The organism is Stutzerimonas stutzeri, assembly GCF_038561965.1.
In the GTDB taxonomy this organism is placed as follows: Bacteria; Pseudomonadota; Gammaproteobacteria; order Pseudomonadales; family Pseudomonadaceae; genus Stutzerimonas; species Stutzerimonas stutzeri_AA.
The window spans coordinates 273858-292341 of sequence record NZ_CP139348.1 but is presented as its reverse complement, the minus strand read 5'-3'; the positions used below and the strand labels follow the sequence as shown (position 1 = coordinate 292341).

Sequence of the window (18484 nt, the reverse complement as noted above, 5' to 3'; positions counted from 1 at the left end):
CCATTGCGCACGATGCTGGGCACCGCTTGGCTAGCCCAGCTGTCGGCGTTGCATTGTTATTCGGTGTGGGCAGGCATGCCTTCCTGGCAGGCGCTCGTCCCTGGCCGCTGCTGCGGCTCTCGATTGGATATGGCGCAAACGGCCGCCGGCCGGGCGCTTCGACGAAGGCGCCAGGGGGCGGTCGCGGGTATTTCGGTGCAGCTTGCTCGGTGCAGCTTGTGTGGTATTGCTCAATCGATGCGCTGGAACTTCAGATCCCATACGCCATGGCCGAGCCGCTCACCACGGCGTTCGAACTTGGTTACCGGTCGCTCTGCTGGGCGCGGCACGCAGCGCCCGTCTTCAGCCAGATTGCGATAACCGGGGGCAACGTCCATCACCTCGAGCATGTACTCGGCATAAGGCTCCCAATCGGTCGCCATATGCAGCACGCCGCCCACTTTCAACTTGCTGCGTATCAGCTCGGCAAAGGCCGGCTGCACGATGCGGCGCTTGTGGTGGCGGCTTTTGTGCCATGGATCCGGAAAGAACAGCAGCACGCGGTCCAGACTGGCATCGGCCACGCAATCGCGCAGCACCTCCAAAGCGTCGCAACTGTAGACCCTGACGTTGTTTAATTTCTGTGACACAAGTCCGCTCAGCAACGCGCCGACACCGGGTTTATGCACTTCCACGCCGATGAAGTCCTGATCCGGCGCGGCAGCCGCCATTTCCAGTGTGGAGTGACCCATGCCGAAACCAATCTCGAAGGTGCGCGGTGCGCGGCGCCCGAACACCTCGTCGAAGTTGCGCAGACCATCCTCGAGCGCCAGACCGAACTTCGGCCAGCCTTGCTCCAGACCACGCTGCTGGCCTTCGGTCATGCGCCCGGCACGCATCACGAAACTCTTGATGGTGCGGCGGTGCTCGGTTTGCTGCTCTTCGGCCGCGGGGCTTTGCTCTGTCATGGTCTACCTGCGAGAAATAAAAAAGCCGGCTCCGACGCAAGGTCAGGGCCGGCCACGAATCGTTTCAGCGAATCAGCCCGTCCAGCGGTGACGAGGCGCTGGCGTAGAGCTTCTTCGGCATGCGCCCGGCGAGGTAAGCCAGACGGCCGGCCTCGATCGCGTACTTCATAGCCTCGGCCATCAGCACCGGATTCTGTGCATGGGCGATGGCGCTGTTCATCAGCACCGCTTCGCAGCCCAGTTCCATGGCGATGGTCGCGTCCGATGCGGTACCGACACCGGCATCCACCAGCACGGGGACCGTGGCTTCTTCAAGGATGATGCGCAGGTTGTACGGATTGCAGATGCCCAGTCCGGTGCCAATCAGACCCGCCAGCGGCATCACGGCGATGCAGCCCATCTCGGCCAGCTGACGAGCGATTATCGGGTCGTCGCTGGTGTACACCATGACGTCGAAGCCGTCCTTGACCAGCACTTCGGCCGCCTTGAGGGTTTCGATCACGTTGGGAAACAGTGTCTTCTGATCGGCCAGCACTTCCAGCTTGACCAGCTTGTGACCGTCGAGCAGTTCACGGGCCAGTCGGCAAGTGCGCACCGCATCCTCAGCGGTGTAGCAGCCAGCGGTGTTCGGCAGGATGGTGTAGCGGTCGGGGCTGATCACGTCGAGCAGGTTGGGCTCGCCAGGATTCTGGCCAATGTTGGTGCGGCGCACCGCAACGGTAACGATCTCGGCACCGGAGGCCTCGATGGCCGTGCGGGTTTCTTCGAGATCCTTGTATTTGCCGGTACCTACCAGCAGGCGCGACTGATAGGTGCGACCGGCCAGGATGAAGGGCTTGTCGTTCGGAACTGAGCGCATGGGAAATCCTCGTTCGGACTTGATACAGCGGGCTGGGGCCGTATAGGCGGCATATTCGGGGCAGGTGGCTACCGGCTAGCCGCCACCGATGGCGTGTACAACCTCGACGTGATCGCCGTCGCTAAGCTCGGTGGACGCATGTGCGCTGCGTGGCACGATGTCCCGATTGAGCTCGACAGCCAGGCGGCGGCCGCTCAGTTCGAGACGCACCAGCAGGTCGGCGAGCGTCTCGCCGGCTGGCAGCTCATAGGGTTCGCCATTCAACTGAATCTGCATGCTGTTCGCCGCCATTGCGAAAAGGGGACGGCATTCTAGCCCGAATCACCCACGCCACCAACGCGAAGGCCGCGGCCGTTCGTCCCGATCAGCCGCGTATACGCCAGCCGGCCACCGCCAGACACAGCCAGCCCGCGAGGAAGGCCGTGCCGCCTATCGGCGTGATCATGCCCAGCTTGCCGATGCCACTCAGGGTCAGCAGATAGAGGCTGCCGGAAAACAGCAGGATGCCTATGATGAACAGGGTTCCGGCCGCGGTCAGCAGGCGACTGGGACGCAGCAAGGCCAGCAACGCAACACCGAACAACGCCAGTGCATGAATCAGCTGGTACTGCACACCCGTTTGGAAAACGGCGAGATAAGCAGTGCTCAGCTGGTCTCTGAGGCCGTGAGAAGCAAAGGCGCCGAGCGCGACACCGGTGAAGCCGAACAAAGCAGCCAGTGTGAGATAACAACGGATCATTGCCTTTTCCGGTCGGTGGCCCAAGCGGCCGCTATAATGCCCGCTCTTTTCGCCCACGACCAAGTGACATGTTGCGAAACTTTCTGCTGCGCCTGTCCAAATTGCTGCTCTGGTTGATCGGCCTATCCGTGCTGCTGGTGCTGCTGTTTCGTTGGGTGCCTCCGCCGTTCACCGCTTTGATGATCGAGCGCAAGATCGAATCATGGCGCACAGGTGAAACTATCGACCTGACGCGCGACTGGCGCCCGTGGCGCGAGCTGCCGGAAGACCTGAAGATGGCGGTGATTGCCGCCGAAGACCAAAAGTTCGCCGACCACTGGGGCTTCGATGTCGCAGCAATACGTGCCGCGCTCAGCCACAATGAGCGCGGCGGTTCGCTGCGTGGTGCTAGCACCCTGAGCCAGCAGGTGGCGAAGAATCTGTTCCTCTGGTCGGGCCGCAGCTGGCCACGCAAGGCCCTGGAGGCCTGGTTCACCGGGCTGATCGAGTTGCTCTGGCCCAAGCAACGCATCCTCGAGGTCTATCTCAATAGCGTCGAGTGGGGCGATGGCGTTTTCGGCGCGCAGGCAGCGGCGCAGCATCACTTCGGAACCGGCGCGGCGTACCTGTCGACCCGTCAGGCAAGCCTGCTGGCTGCGGTACTGCCCAACCCGCGGCAATGGAGCGCCGGCAAGCCGAGCAGCTACGTGAACAATCGCGCGGCATGGATTCGCCAGCAGATGCGCCAGTTGGGCGGCAGCCATTATCTGCAGCGGATCAAACCCGACCAACCGGACTGGTGGCCGAGCTGGCTTTGAGCCAGTATGCAAGACGACTGGCGCAGCAGGATGCAGCACCACCGGTGCAAGACGTACCTCCCGCTCGCCCAGTGCGATGGGGTTTGACTGTGCAGTATTCGATCGGACCCAAGAGCAACGATGAACACATACCTCGTCCGGCTGAGTCTGGGCTATTTCTGTCTGGCCATCCTGTGGATTGTTCTCGGCGATACGCTGGTGAACCATCTGGCCGCGGGCGACAGCCACGCCTGGCAGCTCGGCAAGGGCCTCCTGTTCGTAACGCTTACCAGTGCGCTGATATTCACGCTCGGCGGCCACCACTTTCGTCGCTTCGATGAACAGCAGCGCGCCCAGCGCGTGCAGGAGACCAGTCTTAAGCAGGCGGCTGCGGTATTCGACAGTACCCAAGAAGGCGTACTGGTAACCGACCCCCGTCAGCACATCGTGCATGTCAATCCCGCGTTCAGCCGTATCACCGGGTACAGCAACGAAGAGGTGCTCGGGCAGACGCCGAAATTGTTCGCTTCGGGCAAGCACGACGCGGAGTTCTATCAGCAGATGTGGCTGGCGCTGAAGGAAAAGGGTGAGTGGAGCGGCGAGATATGGAACCGCCGCAAGAACGGCGAGGTATACCCGCAATGGCAGAACCTGCGTTGCATCCATGACAATCAGGGCCAGCTCAGCCATTACGTGGCTGTTTTTTCCGACCTCTCGGCACTGAAGCGCTCCCGCGAAGAACTCGACCAGCTCGCCCACTACGATCCGCTGGTTAATCTGCCGAACCGTCTGCTGTTCAACGAGCGGGCCAAACAGGACCTCGAGCGAGCCCGGACCAACAAGCGCAGCGGCGCGCTGCTATTGATCGACCTCGACCACTTCAAGGACATCAACGAGAGCCTTGGCCATAGCCTGGGGGACGCCTTGCTGCAGGCGGTCAGCTCACGGCTGAGCGAGCACATCGAAGAAGGCATGACGCTTGGACGGCTCGGCGGTGACGAGTTCGCTCTGCTCTGCGAGGGCTACGGTGCTGAGAAGGCGACGGCACTGGCGCTGCGCATTCTCGACCGCCTCAACGAGCCTTTTCATATAGCTGAGCAGGAGCTTTTCAGCAGCGCCAGCATCGGCATCGTGCTCTACCCCTATCCGACCGACGTGCAGAACGTCGAGCAACTGATGCGCAATGCCGACTCGGCACTGTTCAAGGCCAAGAGCAGCGGCCGCTCGACCTATGCATTCTATTCGCAGGAACTGACCAGCCAGGCGCGCCAGCGCGTGGAGCTGGTGACTGCGCTGCGACAGGCCCTGGAGCAAGGGCAGCTGCGCCTGCACTTTCAGCCAATCTATAACCTGCGCCAAGGCACCATCAGCGGCTTCGAAGCCCTGGTGCGCTGGGAGCATCCGGAAAAAGGACTGATCGCACCGGGCGTTTTCATCCCGATTGCCGAGGAAACCGGGCTCATCAGTGCCATCGACCACTGGGTGCTGGAGCAGGCCTGCCACCAGGCGCGTGAGTGGCTCGGCCAAGGACGTCCGCTCGGTTTTATCGCGGTGAACATTTCCAGCCGCTTATTCGGCAACGGCGAACTCGACCTGCAGGTAGCCACCATTCTCGCCAGGAGCGGCCTGGAGGCTCATCATCTGGAACTGGAGATCACCGAAAGCGCGGTCATGCAGGATCCGGACGCTGCTCTGGAACTGCTGCAGCGCCTACGCGCGCTCGGTGTGCAACTGGCGATCGACGACTTCGGCACCGGCTATTCATCGCTGCAGCGCCTCAAACGGATGAACGTGCACAAGCTGAAGATCGATCAAGGCTTCGTCAGAGGCCTGCCGGACGATCGTGAGGACGCGGCTATTACCCGCTCGGTGATAAGCCTGGCGCACAACCTGGGCCTGCAGGTTGTTGCCGAAGGCATCGAAGTTGCGGACCAGGCGGCGTTCCTGCTATCCCAGAATTGCGACTATGGGCAGGGTTACGGTTTGTCCCGGCCGGTGCCGCCAACCGACATCGACTGGCGACCCGCCAAGCTCAGTTATGGCCAGAGCTGCTCGTCCAGACACTGACGAAGCACTCTATATCAAAAGGCTATCACGGAACGTAAACTGACAGAACGGTCAGGCCCCGCGCCCGGTAGCGCGATGGCCCGAGCCAGTAGATATTGCGACATACTGGCTTCCCCGTAGCGACCCGAGCCAGTCCTGACCTAGCGAGCGTCATGCGGCAAATACCGCGTACCACAGCGAACATGATGAGCGACCCAGCAGCGATACACCACAGTCCGCCCTATGGCTTGCGTCAGCTGTTCAGCTGGCGGAACGGCATCGCCTGGGCAATGCTGGCGTTCATGCTGCTGGTGCAGGTGGTGGTCTGGCAAAGCTTGCGCGCCAACGAAGACCGCGCGGCACAGCAGCAATTCCAGATGCTCGGCGACAAGGTCACCGAGGCGATCCGCAAACGTCTACGTGACCATGAACAGATTCTGCTCGGCGGCGCGGGCCTTTTCGATGCCGTAGAAGATGTTAGCCGCGAACAATGGCGCAAGTACGTCGAACGCCTGTTACTGCCTGACCGCTATCCCGGCATCCAGGGCGTCGGCTTCAGCCAGGCGATTGCGCATGAGCAACGCGATGCCTTCGTCGCCCGCATCCGCGCGCAGGGCTTTCCCGAATATGACATTCATCCCGCTGGCGAGCGCGAACTCTATACCTCGATCATTTATCTGGAGCCCTTCCTCGGCCGTAACCTGATCGCATTTGGCTACGACATGTACTCCGAGCCGACTCGCCGCCGAGCCATGCAGCGTGCCGCAGCGCTAGGCGAGACCAGCATTACCGGAAAAGTGACGTTGTTGCAGGAAACGCACGGCAATGTTCAGGCCGGAATATTGCTCTATGTGCCGGTATACCGGCCGGGGACGCTAGCGAGCACGCCGGAGCAGCGCCAACAGGCCTTGATAGGCTTCGTCTACAGCCCGTATCGGGTCGATGACCTGATGCGCGGTATCCTGCGCGCCGCCGACCTACCTCTGGCGCTGCACATCTACGCCAGCGCCGGCGAACAGCCTGACCACCTGCTCTATGCCTCAAGCGAGGCACCCGAGGCCGGCAGCGCACGCTACAGCAAACTCCAGCAGCTGGAGCTGTACGGTCAGACCTGGACCCTGCGCATGGATAGCCGCCCCGAGTTCGAAGAGCGTTTTCACGCCAACGAAGTACTGGTGTTCGGTCTCGGGCTTGGCTTGAGCCTGCTGGTATTTCTCCTGACATCATCGCTGGCATTGCGCCACAGCCGAGCGCAGGCGCTGGCGAAGGAGATGACCCGTCACATCCGCCAAAGCAGACATGACCTACGCCTGAGTGAGGAGCGCCTTTCGCTGGCGCTCAAAGGCAGCAACGATGGCCTGTGGGATCTGGATCTGGAAGCCGGCAGCATGTTCGCCTCGCCCCGCGCATGGGAGATGCTCGGCTACCGGCCGAATGAGCTGAGCTGTGACCTGAGGTTGTGGGAACGTGTAACCGTTGCCGAAGACCTGGCGCAACAGAAGGCGCGGCTGGCGCAAACCATGCTTTCCAATGCCGACCATTTCACCACCGAGCTGCGCCTGCAGCACAAGCATGGCCATATTGTGCCGGTACTGTTGCGCGGCTATATCCAGCGTGATCAGCAGGGCATGGCACAGCGTATCAGCGGAACGCTGATGGACCTGACGGAACGCAAGCGCGTCGAGCAGATGAAAAACGACTTCGTCTCCACCGTCAGCCATGAGCTGCGCACTCCCCTCACATCCATCAGTGGCGCACTCGGCCTGATCGTCGGCGGCGCACTTGGCGCCGCCCCTGCGCCCATGCAGCAGATGCTCGAGATCGCCTACCGCAACAGCTTGCGCCTGGGGCATCTGATCAACGACCTGCTGGACATGGAAAAGATTGCCGCCGGCAAGATGTCCTTCGAGCTGCGCGAGCATTCACTTGGCGATCTGCTCGAGGAATCGCTGGTCAGCAACCAGGCGCTCTGCGAGCAGCATGGTGTGCGCTGTACCCTCGAGCATCCGAGCGATGCGCTCGTCTGGGTAGATGGGATGCGCCTGCAGCAAGTTCTTGGCAATTTCCTTTCCAATGCCGTCAAGTTCACCCCAGAGCGAGGACTGATTCGCCTGCACAGCAGCCTGCGCGGAACCAGGGTGCGTATCAGCGTCACCGACCAGGGGCCCGGCATTCCGGAGGCGTTCCGCTCGCGCGTATTCGAGAAATTCGCCCAGGCAGACGCATCCGACAGTCGGCAGAAGTCCGGCACAGGGCTGGGACTTGCAATCACCAAAGAGCTGATCGAGCGAATGGGCGGCACTGTCGGCTTCGATTGCCCACCCGGACAGGGCACCACGTTCTGGTGCGAACTTCCAATCCAGATCCCGTCCAACGAAGCGGACAGCGGTGATGGCCAGCCTCGAATCCTAGTAGTCGAAGACGAACCGGATACTGGTCGCCTGCTGCATATGATGCTGCGCGAAGGCGGCTATGGCGTGGAGCGGGTACAAAGCCTGCATCAGGCCCGCGAGAAGCTCGCCTCGGGACGCTACGAGGCCATGACGCTCGACCTGCACCTGCCCGATGGCAGCGGCATGCAGCTGATCGACGAGCTGCGAGGCAAGCCCGCCATGCAGGATCTACCGATTGTCGTAATCTCGGCCGCGCATCAATTCGAACAGGCGCAGTTCCCCGAGTGGATCGTCTGGCTGCACAAACCGATCACCAATGCCCAGCTGCTGGTCGCTGTGGAAAAAGCACGGAACAATATCCGTCAGGCCAGAAACGCACCCCGATAGCAGGCGGCGGCAACGGCTAGGCAAAAAAAATCGCGGGAGCCGATGGGCTACCCGCGATTCGTATTCCGCTTCCGCCGATGCACGTCAGGCCTGAATCGAGCCCTTCAGCTTGTTCATCGCATTCTTTTCCAGCTGACGAATACGCTCAGCTGACACGCTGTACTTGGCTGCCAGGTCGTGCAGGGTGGCCTTGTTCTCGTTCAGCCAGCGCTGCTGGAGAATGTCCCGGCTGCGCTCGTCCAGCGCCTCGAGCGCGGTGTGCAGGCTGGAGGTTGAGCTATCGCTCCAGTCGGCGTCTTCCAACTGACGGGCCGGATCGTAGCGATGGTCTTCCAGATAGTGCGCCGGCGACTGGTAGGCGCTGTCGTCGTCAGCATCGGCTGCCGGATCGAACGCCATGTCATGGCCGGTCAGGCGGCTTTCCATCTCGCGCACTTCATGTGGCTCAACGCCCAGGCTATCGGCCACGGCGGTCACTTCATCGTTGTTCAGCCAGGCCAGACGCTTCTTCTGGCTGCGCAGATTGAAGAACAGTTTGCGCTGCGCCTTGGTGGTCGCGACCTTGACGATGCGCCAGTTACGCAGGATGAACTCGTGGATTTCGGCGCGAATCCAGTGCACGGCAAAGGACACCAGCCGCACGCCCATCTCAGGGTTGAAACGCTTGACCGCCTTCATCAGGCCGACATTGCCTTCCTGGATTAGGTCGGCCTGGGCCAGTCCGTAGCCGGAATAGCTGCGGGCGATATGAACAACGAAACGCAGGTGCGCCAGCACCATTTGCCGGGCTGCTTCGAGATCCTGATGGTAGAAGAGGCGCCCGGCCAGCTCGCGCTCCTGCTCGACGGTAAGCAGCGGAAGGCTGTTCACGGTCTGCACGTAGGCCTCGAGATTGGCTCCAGGGACTAGCGCTTGAACAGGTTGCAGAGTAGTTGTCATGCAGTACCTCCAATGACGAAGCTGCAGCAGTTTAGCATTGCCGCATGAGACTGCAAGCCTGTGGAAAAGTTCCACAGACATACAATCAAGTCATTGTTATTAAAAGGAATTTATCTAGGAGCCAGCTCGCTCAGGTGCCTTGCAACTGCCAGCCAGGCGCCGATGTATCCAAGCAGCACCGCGCCAATCACCAAGGACAACGCATCGCCGGAGGGAACGCCTCCCAGACCGAAATCGCTGCCGTAAAGGCCCGCCAGACTAACCACCGCCTCGTTCAGCCAGCCGAGCCCGTAAGCAAGCAGCAGCCAGGCGATCAGGCCGGCGCCCAGGCCGTATATGGCGCCCATGTAGAGGAAGGGCCGGCGCACGTAACCGTCGGTGCCGCCGACCAATTTGACCACTTCGATCTCGGTACGGCGGTTCTCGATGTGCAGGCGAATGGTATTGCCGATCACCAACAGTAGCGTGGCAATTAGCAACAAGGTCAGACCGAAGACGAAGCGGTCGCCGAGCTTGAGGATGGCGGTCAGGCGTTCGACCCAAAGCAGATCCAGCTGCGCCTGCTGCACGCCAGGCAGCTCGGCCAGCTGCAGGCGCAGTGCTTCGAGCTTGTCCTTGTCCACTTCGTTGGGCGTTACCACGATCACGCCCGGCAAAGGATTCTCCGGCAGTTCCTTGAGCGCTTCGCCGAGGCCGGAAAGCTGTTGGAATTCTTCCAGCGCCTGCTCACGGCTGACCCAATCCGCCGTTGCCACATCGGGCATTTCGGCAACCTCGTCGCGCAAGCGTTCACCGGCACCCGCGTCCACGTCCACGTCCAGCTGCATGAACAGCGAAATCTGCGCCGCGCGCTGCCAGGAACCGCCGAGCCGCTCGACGTTGTCCAGCAGCAGCGCCAGGCCCATCGGCAGGCTTAGCGCCACCGCCATGACCAGGCAGGTGAAGAAGCTGCCGATCGGCTGTTTGAACAGACGACCGACGCTGTCCACCAAGCTGGCGCGATGGCTTTCCAGCCAGGCGTGAAACAGCGTCTTGAAATCCGGCTCGTCGCCGCGCGGCTGCTCGGGTTTCTTCACCGAGCCGCCGATACGCTCGGCCGTGCTCGGGTTGGTTTTGGGCTTGTGTTCGCTGCTCATCGGCTAGCCTCCCCGTCACCGATCAGGCGACCGCGCTGCAGCGTCAGCATGCGATGACGCATCCGCGCGATCAGCGCCAGATCGTGACTGGCGATCAGCACGGTAGTGCCGAGACGATTAATGTCTTCGAAAACGCCCATGATTTCTGCCGCCAGTCGCGGGTCGAGGTTGCCGGTGGGTTCGTCGGCCAGCAGCAAGGCCGGGCGATGCACCACGGCCCGGGCGATGCCGACACGCTGCTGCTGACCGGTGGAAAGATCAGCCGGATACTGCAGCGCCTTGTCCTTGAGGCTGACGCGCTCCAGTGCAGTCATTACCCGCTGACCGATCTCGCGCTTGTTGAGACCGAGGATCTGCAACGGCAGGGCGACGTTATCGAACACGGTGCGGTCGAACAGCAGCTGATGGTTCTGGAACACCACACCGATCTGTCGGCGCAGGAAGGGAATCTGTGAGTTGGTGATACGCGACAGGTCCTGCCCGGCCAGCAGCAGCTTGCCGCTGGTAGGACGCTCCATCGCCAGCAACAGCCGCAGCAGCGTGCTTTTGCCGGCACCGGAATGGCCGGTGACAAAGAGGAATTCGCCGCGGCGGACCTGGAAGGAAAGCTCGTGCAACCCGACGTGGCCGTTTGGGTAGCGTTTGCCGACCTGTTCGAAACGGATCATGCGTCTTCCCGCTGGGCGAAAAGCGCTTTGACGAATGCATCGGCCTCGAAGGTGCGCAAGTCGTCGATCCCTTCGCCCACGCCGATGTAACGGATCGGCGTGCCGAACTGCTTGGCCAGCGCGAAAATCACCCCGCCCTTGGCGGTACCGTCGAGCTTGGTCAGCACCAGGCCGGTCAGTTCGACCGCCTGGTTGAACTGCCGGGTCTGGTTGATGGCGTTCTGGCCGGTGCCGGCGTCGAGCACCAGCAGCACTTCGTGCGGAGCCGATTCGTCGAGCTTGCCCATGACCCGACGAACCTTCTTCAGCTCTTCCATCAGGTTGTCCTTGGTATGCAGACGACCCGCCGTATCGGCGATCAGCACGTCGACACCGCGCGACTTCGCTGCCTGCACCGCGTCGAAGATCACCGAGGCGGAGTCCGCACCGGTGTGCTGGGCGATCACCGGAATGCTGTTGCGCTCGCCCCATATCTGCAATTGCTCCACCGCCGCGGCACGGAAGGTATCGCCAGCGGCGAGCATGACCTTCTGGCCTTCAAGCTGCAGTTTCTTCGCCAGCTTGCCGATGGTGGTGGTCTTGCCTACACCGTTCACGCCGACCACGAGGATGACGTAGGGGCGCTTGCCGCTGTCGACCACGAGCGGTTGCTCGACCGGTTTGAGCAGACCGGCAAGCTCTTCCTGCAGCGCCGTATAGAGCGCGCCGCTGTCGGCTAGCTCTTTGCGCGAGACACGCCGGGTGAGGTTCTGCATGATAGCAGTGGTCGCCTCGACACCGACGTCGGCGGTCAGCAGGCGGGTTTCCAGCTCGTCGAGGAGGTCGTCATCGATGGCCTTCTTGCCGAGAAACAGGCTGGCCATGCCTTCGCCGATGCTGGAGCTGGTCTTGGACAGCCCCTGCTTGAGGCGGGCGAAGAAGCCCAGCTTGGCCGGCGCTTCCACGGGCGCAGCCGCTACCACCGGCACCGGCGCTATTTCCGGCTCTGGCTCTGGCTCTGGCTCTGGCTCTGGCTCTGGCTCTGGCTCTGGCTCTGGGAGTATTTCGGCTTCGACTGGCCGCTCGGGCAATACTTCGGGGGCATCGATTGCCGGTTGTTCGATGTCGGCCTCAGGCTGCTCGGCATGTGGCAGGCTGCCTTCCCGCGGCTCGGCGGCAGGCTGCTCGTCTACCGGCTGCTGCGGTTTCTTGCGCAGCCAACCAAACAGGCCTTTCTTTTCGCCGGGATCGGCCGGCGTCTTCTTGTCGTCGTTGGAACCAAACATGGAGAAGGTATTCTCAAGGATGCGATACGCCAGCAGCCACGCTGCCGGCCAAACGGGCTCTATCCTAGCACCTCGCAAAGCGGGTGCGCTAAGCGCGGGTTCCTGCATCAGGGCAGGTTCAGCGGCGGATATCCCGGCTTTGCCTGATCCGCACGCGCCAGTACCATGGCTGCCGTGTTGCCGCCCTGCCAGTCTGCCGTGGCGGACACCAACTGGACGAGTCCCGACTATGCCTCTGATGTTACGCCGCGCCGCCGCCCTGCTGCTCGGAGCCTTTTATCTGCCCCTGCTGGCAGCAGCAGACAATCAGCCAACCCACGAGTTCTTCCTCGACAACGGTCTGAAGGTCATCGTTCGCGAGGATCATCGCGCGCCGGTGGTGGTCTCCCAGCTCTGGTACAAAGTTGGTTCCAGCTACGAGACGGCCGGCCAGACCGGTCTCTCTCACGCCCTCGAGCACATGATGTTCAAGGGCAGCCGCAAGCTCGATGCAGGCGAGGCTTCGCGCATCCTGCGCGAGCTCGGCGCCGAGGAAAACGCCTTCACCAGCGATGACTACACCGCCTACTACCAAGTGCTGGCGCGTGATCGCCTGCCCGTGGCGTTCGAGCTCGAAGCCGATCGCCTGGCCAGTCTCAAGCTGCCGCCTGACGAGTTCGCTCGCGAAATCGAGGTGATCAAGGAAGAACGTCGCCTGCGCACCGATGACAAGCCCAGCTCGCTGGCCTATGAGCGTTTCAAGACCATCGCCTACCCCGCCAGCGGCTACCGCAACCCGACAATCGGCTGGATGGCTGACCTCAACCGAATGCAAGCCGGTGAATTGCGCGCCTGGTACGAGCAGTGGTACGCCCCGAACAACGCCACCCTGGTGGTGGTCGGTGACGTCTCGGCGGACGAAGTGCGCGGCCTTGCCGAGCGCTTCTTCGGTGACATCGAAAAACGCGAAGTGCCGAGCGCCAAGCGGCCGCTGGAACTCGCCGAACCCGGCGAGCGCCGCCTCAAGCTGCACGTGAAGACTCAGCTGCCCACACTGTTGATGGCATTCAACACGCCAAGCCTGGCGACTGAGGAGAACGCACGCCAAGTCCACGCGCTGCGTTTGATCTCCGCCCTGCTCGATGGCGGCTACAGCGCGCGCCTGCCGGAGCGGCTGGAGCGAGGCGAAGAGCTGGTGACCAGCGCCTCAGCCTGGTACGACGCCTATGCCCGCGGCGACAGCCTGTTCGTCCTCAGCGCCGCACCGAACATGCAGAAGGGTCGGACGCTCGAGGAAGTCGAAGCCGGTCTGTGGCAGCAACTGGATGCGCTCAAGCAGGCACCACCCTCTGCCGAGGAACTCGAGCGCGTGCGTGCGCAGGTCATCGCCGGCCTGGTCTACGAACGCGATTCCATCACCCAGCAGGCCACCACCATCGGCAAGCTGGAAACCGTTGGGCTGTCCTGGCGCCTGATGGACGAAGAGCTGAGCGCCTTGGAAGCCGTGACGCCCGAGGACATCCAGCAAGCTGCGCGTAATTACTTCACCCGCTCCCGCCTGAGCGTCGCCCATGTTTTGCCCGAGGAAGCCCGTGATGATTGATTTCAGAGCTCTGCGCAACGGCCTACTGGGCGTGTTGCTGGTGGCCGGCCTCGGCCTGACGGGCTGCGATGAGGGCTCCAAGGCCCTGCCGCAACCCGGCGAACCGGTGAAGCAGGACGTAGCCCGCGAGGCTACCCAGCCCGCCGTGCCGACCGTAGCAACCGCAGCGCCTGAAAAGCCGCGCCTGGAGTCGCTGAGCGAGCTGGGCGACCAACCGCTCGCTCGGCGCAAGCTGGACATCCAGAGCTGGCAGACCGCCGAAGGCGCCAAGGTGCTGTTCGTCGAAGCCCGTGAGCTGCCAATGTTCGATCTGCGCCTGACCTTCTCCGCCGGTAGCAGCCAGGACGGCGATGTACCCGGTCTGGCTTTGCTGACCAACGCCATGCTCAACGAGGGCGTCGAGGGCAAGGACGTCAGCGCCATCGCCCGCGGTTTCGAAGGCCTCGGCGCGGATTTCGGCAACGGTTCCTACCGCGACATGGCGGTTGTCAGCCTGCGCAGCCTGAGCGACCAGGACAAGCGTGAGCCGGCATTGGCGCTGTTCAATCAGGTCATCGGGCAACCGACCTTCCCGGCCGATTCGCTGCAACGCATCAAGAACCAGCTGCTGGCCGGTTTCGAGTTCCAGAAACAGAACCCCGGCAAGTTGGCCAGCCTTGAGCTGTTCGCTCAGCTCTACGGCGACCACCCTTACGCTCACCCTAGCGAGGGTACGGCCGAATCGGTAGCAGCGATCAGTGTCGAGCAGCTGCGTGAATTCCATGCCCGCGGGTACGCGGCAGGCAACACGGTAATCGCGCTGGTCGGCGACCTTTCCCGCGAAGAAGCCGAGGCACTGGCTGGCGAAGTTTCCGCAGCACTGCCGCAAGGCACGGCGCTGCCTGCAACGCCGACACCCAAGGCACCGGCGGCCGGCAAGCACCATATCGACTTCCCGTCCAACCAGAGCCACCTGATGCTGGCCCAGCTCGGCATTCCGCGCGGTCACCCGGACTACGCAGCGCTCTACCTGGGCAACCAGATACTCGGCGGCGGCGGCTTCGGTACGCGGCTGATGGAGGAAGTGCGCGAGAAACGCGGCCTGACCTACGGCATCTATTCCGGCTTCAGCCCGATGCGCGCCGAAGGGCCGTTCATGATCAGCATGCAGACCCGTGCCGAGCTCACCGACGGCGCGCTTGAGCTGGTGCAGCAGCTGGTACGCGACTACCTCGCCGAAGGCCCCAGCGAAGCCGAACTGCAGCGCAGCAAGCGCGAGATTGCCGGCAGCTTCCCGCTGTCCACGGCAAGCAACGCAGCCATCGTCGGCCAGCTAGGCAGCATCGGCTTCTACGGCTTACCGTTGACCTACCTGGAAGATTTCATGACTGAGGTGCAGTCGCTGACGGTTGAGCAGGTCAAGACAGCGATGAACAAACACCTGCAGGAAGACGCCTTCGTCATCGTCACCGCCGGCCCCAGCGTCGAGCAGCAACCACTGCCGCCGCCCACCGAAAAACCAGTCGAACAGCCCAGCGGCGTTCCGGAGCATTGATGGCCAATCCACCCATTCGCCCCAACGCCCACGGCGGCCAGGGCCAGTTGCGAATCATCGGCGGCGAATGGCGCTCGCGCCGCTTCAGCTTCCCTGACGCCGAGGGCCTGCGGCCGACGCCGGACCGGGTTCGCGAAACCCTGTTCAACTGGATCGCGCCGTACCTGTCCGGCGCGCGAGTGCTCGACCCGTTTACCGGCAGTGGCGCGATCTATCTCGAAGCCCTGTCACGCGGCGCCAGCATGGCCCTGGCGCTGGACGTCAATGCCAATGCCATCGCCAGCTTGCGCAAGCATCTGGATACGCTCAACTGCGGCCACGGCCAGCTGCTGCAAAGCGACGCCCTGCGCTACCTGGATACGCAGTCGCCGACGCCCTTCGACCTGGTATTCCTCGACCCGCCGTTCAGCAAGAACCTGCTGCAACCGGCCTGCGAGCTACTGGAAACGAGAGGCTGGCTGGCCGAGCACGCCTGGATCTACACCGAAAGCGAAGCGCTGCCATCCAGCCTCGGCCTGCCCGGCAACTGGCGGCTGCACCGGGAAAAGAAGGCCGGCAAGGTGCACTACGCGCTGTGGGAGCGCAGCACGCCGCCCGACGCTGCGGCGAGCTGAGGCCGAAGGTTTCAGTAGAAGTCGACGGTCTGGCCGTTGCAATCGAAGGCCAGAAAGCGGCCGATATTGCCGGTCTCGATGGCGCTGACCATCATCTTCAGCGGCTGCTCGGCGTCATCTGCGTTCGGCGTGATACCGCCCTGCCCCGGCAGCGCGGCGGCAAACAGCAAGTCCCAAGCCACCCCGGTGCGCGCGGATTCATCGCGCAGCGCGGCGAAATCGCTCAGTTCCTCGGGTAGCTTGTCGACGCAGAGTACCGGTTTCAGCGAGCCGCCGGCGTTTTCCTCGAAGCGCTGGCGCTCGGCCTCGGTGGCATCGTCCGGCAGTTCGGCGCTGACGAAGACGAACAGCAGTCGCTGGGGTTCGCGCTCTTGGCGCGCAGCGGCCAGCAGTTGATCAAAGGGGGTAAGGGTCATGGACTGGATTCCGGATGAGTCTATCGATAGCCACTTTCCACTGCTCGCGCCGCGCTGACCATATCTCCAAAGGCATACGCCGGCGGATGGCCACTCTCATTCAGCATCTGCATCCTGCTTTTCTTCCTGATGCCGACGCTCTACGTTCAGCTCAAACCAGAGGAAATCCGCGCGACCGTGTCCGAAACCTTCCAACCCGCCTGGTGGCTGCCTGGGCCGCATCTGCAGACGCTGTGGAATCCGTTCTTTCGCCGAGCGCCGCATCTTGAGCGTATGCGTGAACGGCTGTGGCTGAGCGATGGCGACTTCATCGATCTGGACTGGCATGGCCCGCATGTAGCAAGCGCGCCTCTGGTTCTCGTACTGCACGGGCTGACCGGCTCGTCGAACTCGCTCTACGTGATCGGCCTGCAGCAACAGTTGGCCGCCCGCGGCTGCGCCAGCGTCGCCATCAACTGGCGCGGCTGCTCGGGCGAACCGAACCTGCTGCCGCGCGCCTATCATTCCGGCGCCAGCGATGACCTCGCCGAGGTGATTGCGCATCTGCAAGCCTGCCGGCCAATGGCGCCCCTGTATGCGGTGGGTTATTCGCTGGGCGGCAATGTGCTGCTCAAGTACCTGGGTGAAACCGCCGCCAGCTGTCCGTTGCGCAAGGCGGTGGCAGTGTCCGTGCCGTTCCGCCTGGACCAGTGCGCCGACCGTATCGGCCTTGGCTTCTCGCGTATTTATCAGGCGCACTTCATGAAGGCGATGGTCGCCTATGTGAAGGACAAACAGCAGCGCTTCCAGCGCGAGGGTCTGCTGGACCATCTCGGTGCGCTGCAGAGCCTTGGGCCGCTGCACGGCATGCGCACCTTCTGGGATTTCGACGGCCGTTTCACTGCGCCACTGCATGGCTACAGCGACGCCCAGGACTACTACCGACGCGCCTCCAGCCGCTACTACCTGCCAGCGATCACGACACCGACGCTGCTGATCCAGGCCGCTGACGACCCCTTCGTGTTCCGCCACAGCGTGCCGGAATCGACCGAGCTGTCGGCGACCACGACTCTCGAGCTACACGCCCGAGGTGGCCACGTTGGCTTTGTCGAAGGCTCGCCACGTCGGCCGCGCTACTACCTGGAGCGGCGAATTCCGCAGTGGCTGCTGCAAGCCTGACGCAATTCAGTCAGCGAATGGCAGCCAGTCATGAGGGAAGCGGGCCTTCAGGCCGAGCCGATCGATACGCCAGCGCTCCGGCAGGTCATCTACGCGTGCGATCACTCTCAAGCTGCGCGTCGGTGCGCTGAACGGCGGGCGTAGCTCGAGGGGCACCGATGCCGCGTCATCTACCGTTTGCATCACCTGCGCCGGGCGTTTGCTGCCATCCGGGAAGACCAGCGTCAGGGACTTGCCGACCACAGCATCAGCGGCATGCCGTGGGTGGAGATAGACCCACACCTGCGCCTCACCGTCGCGCTCCAAACGCAGCAAGGGCGTACCTGGGCCGACATTCTCGCCTGGCGCCACCAGAATCTCGCCGACCTTGCCGTCTTCCTCGGCGCGCAGCTCAAGCGCCTGCAAGCGATTGTCCAGCCAGGCAAGTTCCAGCTCGCGCTGGCGTTGATCAACGCTCACGGCCGGCCGAGTACGCTGCGCCAATTGGTAGATGTCGCGTAAGCGCGCGTCGCGCTGATCGGCGGCCGACAACAATTCGCCACGGGTGGCAGCACCGTTGTCGAACAAGCGCTGCATCTGATCGACGCGCGCCTGCGCACGCGATAACAGGACTTCGAGCAGGGCTCGCTCGCGCTCCAGCGCTTCACGCTCGATCATATCTGGCGCGTCAACGGCTGCGGCCAGCAGAAAGCGACGCGCACGCCACTCCGGGTTGTCCAGTCGAACCAGCACCTCCCCCGCCTTCACGCGTTGTCCCGGCTGAACCAGTAGCTGGCTGACCTGGGCGCCGTCACGCGCGCGGAGCTCCCCGCTAGGCAGATGCAGCTGTGCCGGAGCTTCGATCAACCAGAGCGCAAACGCCCAGCGCACCACCAGCCAAAGCAACGGGCTGACGACGGCCAAGAGGATGAGGTACCAGCGCAACCGAAAGGCCATGCGTTTGCCTGGTGCATAGAGCACGTGAAGCCCTTGCTCCTGGGCCGGCTGCTGCTCCTTGGCGCTGGAAAATTTGATCTTCATGCGGT

General features: G+C 62.9%; 17 protein-coding genes. 7 read left to right on the top strand and 10 right to left on the bottom strand.

Translation table 11 applies throughout. The features are described 5' to 3' along the window. Nucleotides 1–230 precede the first annotated feature (230 nt). The 4 genes from trmB to SM130_RS01250 form a co-directional block, all read right to left on the bottom strand. The gene (gene trmB / locus SM130_RS01265; RefSeq protein WP_102824031.1) at nt 231–947 is read right to left on the bottom strand and encodes a tRNA (guanosine(46)-N7)-methyltransferase TrmB; all 717 of its coding nucleotides are present in this window, start codon (nt 945–947) and stop codon (nt 231–233) included. A gap of 64 nt (nt 948–1011) precedes the next feature. Then, nucleotides 1012–1806, bottom strand: a complete 795-nt coding sequence (locus SM130_RS01260; RefSeq protein WP_102824030.1) for a thiazole synthase — start codon at nt 1804–1806, stop codon at nt 1012–1014. Between the two features lie 75 nt (nt 1807–1881). Continuing rightward, nucleotides 1882–2097, bottom strand: a complete 216-nt coding sequence (gene thiS / locus SM130_RS01255; RefSeq protein ID WP_258006867.1) for a sulfur carrier protein ThiS — start codon at nt 2095–2097, stop codon at nt 1882–1884. A gap of 73 nt (nt 2098–2170) precedes the next feature. After that, nucleotides 2171–2545 (bottom strand): DUF423 domain-containing protein, encoded by a 375-nt coding sequence (locus SM130_RS01250; RefSeq protein WP_102824029.1) that lies wholly within the window; start codon nt 2543–2545, stop codon nt 2171–2173. A gap of 68 nt (nt 2546–2613) precedes the next feature. On the opposite strand from SM130_RS01250, the gene mtgA reads away from it, so the two are divergent. The 3 genes from mtgA to SM130_RS01235 all read left to right on the top strand — a co-directional run bounded on the left by mtgA (nt 2614) and on the right by SM130_RS01235 (nt 8147). Beyond that, entirely contained in the window at nt 2614–3342 is a 729-nt protein-coding gene (gene mtgA / locus SM130_RS01245; protein ID WP_102824028.1) for a monofunctional biosynthetic peptidoglycan transglycosylase, read from the top strand. Between the two features lie 120 nt (nt 3343–3462). After that, nucleotides 3463–5388, top strand: coding sequence for a phosphodiesterase DibA (gene dibA / locus SM130_RS01240; protein WP_102824027.1), 1926 nt, complete (start codon nt 3463–3465; stop codon nt 5386–5388). Nucleotides 5389–5573: 185 nt separating this feature from the next. Continuing rightward, a complete protein-coding gene (locus SM130_RS01235) occupies nt 5574–8147 on the top strand; it encodes a hybrid sensor histidine kinase/response regulator (protein WP_102824026.1) in 2574 nt (857 codons plus the stop codon). Nucleotides 8148–8231: 84 nt separating this feature from the next. On the opposite strand, the gene rpoH is transcribed toward SM130_RS01235, so the two are convergent. The 4 genes from rpoH to ftsY all read right to left on the bottom strand — a co-directional run bounded on the left by rpoH (nt 8232) and on the right by ftsY (nt 12155). After that, on the bottom strand, nt 8232–9086 hold the full coding sequence (rpoH, locus tag SM130_RS01230) for an RNA polymerase sigma factor RpoH (protein ID WP_102824025.1): 855 nt from the start codon (nt 9084–9086) through the stop codon (nt 8232–8234). A 110-nt stretch (nt 9087–9196) separates the two neighbouring features. Further along, a complete protein-coding gene (gene ftsX / locus SM130_RS01225) occupies nt 9197–10222 on the bottom strand; it encodes a permease-like cell division protein FtsX (RefSeq protein WP_102824024.1) in 1026 nt (341 codons plus the stop codon). Next, nucleotides 10219–10890 carry a cell division ATP-binding protein FtsE gene (gene ftsE / locus SM130_RS01220; protein WP_102824023.1) on the bottom strand — a complete coding sequence of 224 codons (672 nt, stop codon included), beginning with the start codon at nt 10888–10890 and terminating at the stop codon, nt 10219–10221. Before ftsE ends, ftsX begins: the two co-directional genes overlap by 4 nt. After that, nucleotides 10887–12155 (bottom strand): signal recognition particle-docking protein FtsY, encoded by a 1269-nt coding sequence (gene ftsY, locus SM130_RS01215; RefSeq protein WP_102824022.1) that lies wholly within the window; start codon nt 12153–12155, stop codon nt 10887–10889. Before ftsY ends, ftsE begins: the two co-directional genes overlap by 4 nt. Nucleotides 12156–12384: 229 nt before the next feature. Between ftsY and SM130_RS01210 the strand changes: the two genes are divergently transcribed. The 3 genes from SM130_RS01210 to rsmD are packed head-to-tail and all read left to right on the top strand — an operon-like array spanning nt 12385 to nt 15885. Beyond that, nucleotides 12385–13737, top strand: coding sequence for a M16 family metallopeptidase (locus SM130_RS01210; RefSeq protein ID WP_102824021.1), 1353 nt, complete (start codon nt 12385–12387; stop codon nt 13735–13737). Then, nucleotides 13730–15271, top strand: coding sequence for a M16 family metallopeptidase (locus tag SM130_RS01205; protein WP_102824020.1), 1542 nt, complete (start codon nt 13730–13732; stop codon nt 15269–15271). Before SM130_RS01210 ends, SM130_RS01205 begins: the two co-directional genes overlap by 8 nt. After that, entirely contained in the window at nt 15271–15885 is a 615-nt protein-coding gene (gene rsmD, locus SM130_RS01200) for a 16S rRNA (guanine(966)-N(2))-methyltransferase RsmD (RefSeq protein WP_102824019.1), read from the top strand. Before SM130_RS01205 ends, rsmD begins: the two co-directional genes overlap by 1 nt. Nucleotides 15886–15896: 11 nt before the next feature. On the opposite strand, the gene SM130_RS01195 is transcribed toward rsmD, so the two are convergent. Beyond that, nucleotides 15897–16301, bottom strand: coding sequence for a ribonucleotide reductase subunit alpha (locus SM130_RS01195; RefSeq protein ID WP_102824018.1), 405 nt, complete (start codon nt 16299–16301; stop codon nt 15897–15899). Nucleotides 16302–16478: 177 nt separating this feature from the next. On the opposite strand from SM130_RS01195, the gene SM130_RS01190 reads away from it, so the two are divergent. Then, nucleotides 16479–17459 carry a hydrolase gene (locus tag SM130_RS01190; RefSeq protein ID WP_102824613.1) on the top strand — a complete coding sequence of 327 codons (981 nt, stop codon included), beginning with the start codon at nt 16479–16481 and terminating at the stop codon, nt 17457–17459. A gap of 6 nt (nt 17460–17465) precedes the next feature. Here SM130_RS01190 and SM130_RS01185 read toward each other — a convergent pair whose 3' ends face one another. Further along, complete coding sequence (locus SM130_RS01185; RefSeq protein ID WP_102824017.1) at nt 17466–18479, bottom strand: HlyD family secretion protein; 1014 nt, start codon at nt 18477–18479, stop codon at nt 17466–17468. Nucleotides 18480–18484: the final 5 nt, after the last annotated feature.

Coding starts and splice junctions, on each gene's coding strand:
- SM130_RS01205 (WP_102824020.1), top strand. CDS start 13,730: ATGATTGATTTCAGAGCTCTGCGCAACGGCCTACTGGGCGTGTTGCTG.
- mtgA (WP_102824028.1), top strand. CDS start 2,614: ATGTTGCGAAACTTTCTGCTGCGCCTGTCCAAATTGCTGCTCTGGTTG.
- ftsY (WP_102824022.1), bottom strand. CDS start 12,155: ATGTTTGGTTCCAACGACGACAAGAAGACGCCGGCCGATCCCGGCGAA.
- SM130_RS01195 (WP_102824018.1), bottom strand. CDS start 16,301: ATGACCCTTACCCCCTTTGATCAACTGCTGGCCGCTGCGCGCCAAGAG.
- SM130_RS01235 (WP_102824026.1), top strand. CDS start 5,574: ATGAGCGACCCAGCAGCGATACACCACAGTCCGCCCTATGGCTTGCGT.
- dibA (WP_102824027.1), top strand. CDS start 3,463: ATGAACACATACCTCGTCCGGCTGAGTCTGGGCTATTTCTGTCTGGCC.
- thiS (WP_258006867.1), bottom strand. CDS start 2,097: ATGGCGGCGAACAGCATGCAGATTCAGTTGAATGGCGAACCCTATGAG.
- rsmD (WP_102824019.1), top strand. CDS start 15,271: ATGGCCAATCCACCCATTCGCCCCAACGCCCACGGCGGCCAGGGCCAG.
- trmB (WP_102824031.1), bottom strand. CDS start 947: ATGACAGAGCAAAGCCCCGCGGCCGAAGAGCAGCAAACCGAGCACCGC.
- SM130_RS01185 (WP_102824017.1), bottom strand. CDS start 18,479: ATGAAGATCAAATTTTCCAGCGCCAAGGAGCAGCAGCCGGCCCAGGAG.
- rpoH (WP_102824025.1), bottom strand. CDS start 9,086: ATGACAACTACTCTGCAACCTGTTCAAGCGCTAGTCCCTGGAGCCAAT.
- SM130_RS01250 (WP_102824029.1), bottom strand. CDS start 2,545: ATGATCCGTTGTTATCTCACACTGGCTGCTTTGTTCGGCTTCACCGGT.
- ftsX (WP_102824024.1), bottom strand. CDS start 10,222: ATGAGCAGCGAACACAAGCCCAAAACCAACCCGAGCACGGCCGAGCGT.
- SM130_RS01210 (WP_102824021.1), top strand. CDS start 12,385: ATGCCTCTGATGTTACGCCGCGCCGCCGCCCTGCTGCTCGGAGCCTTT.
- SM130_RS01260 (WP_102824030.1), bottom strand. CDS start 1,806: ATGCGCTCAGTTCCGAACGACAAGCCCTTCATCCTGGCCGGTCGCACC.
- ftsE (WP_102824023.1), bottom strand. CDS start 10,890: ATGATCCGTTTCGAACAGGTCGGCAAACGCTACCCAAACGGCCACGTC.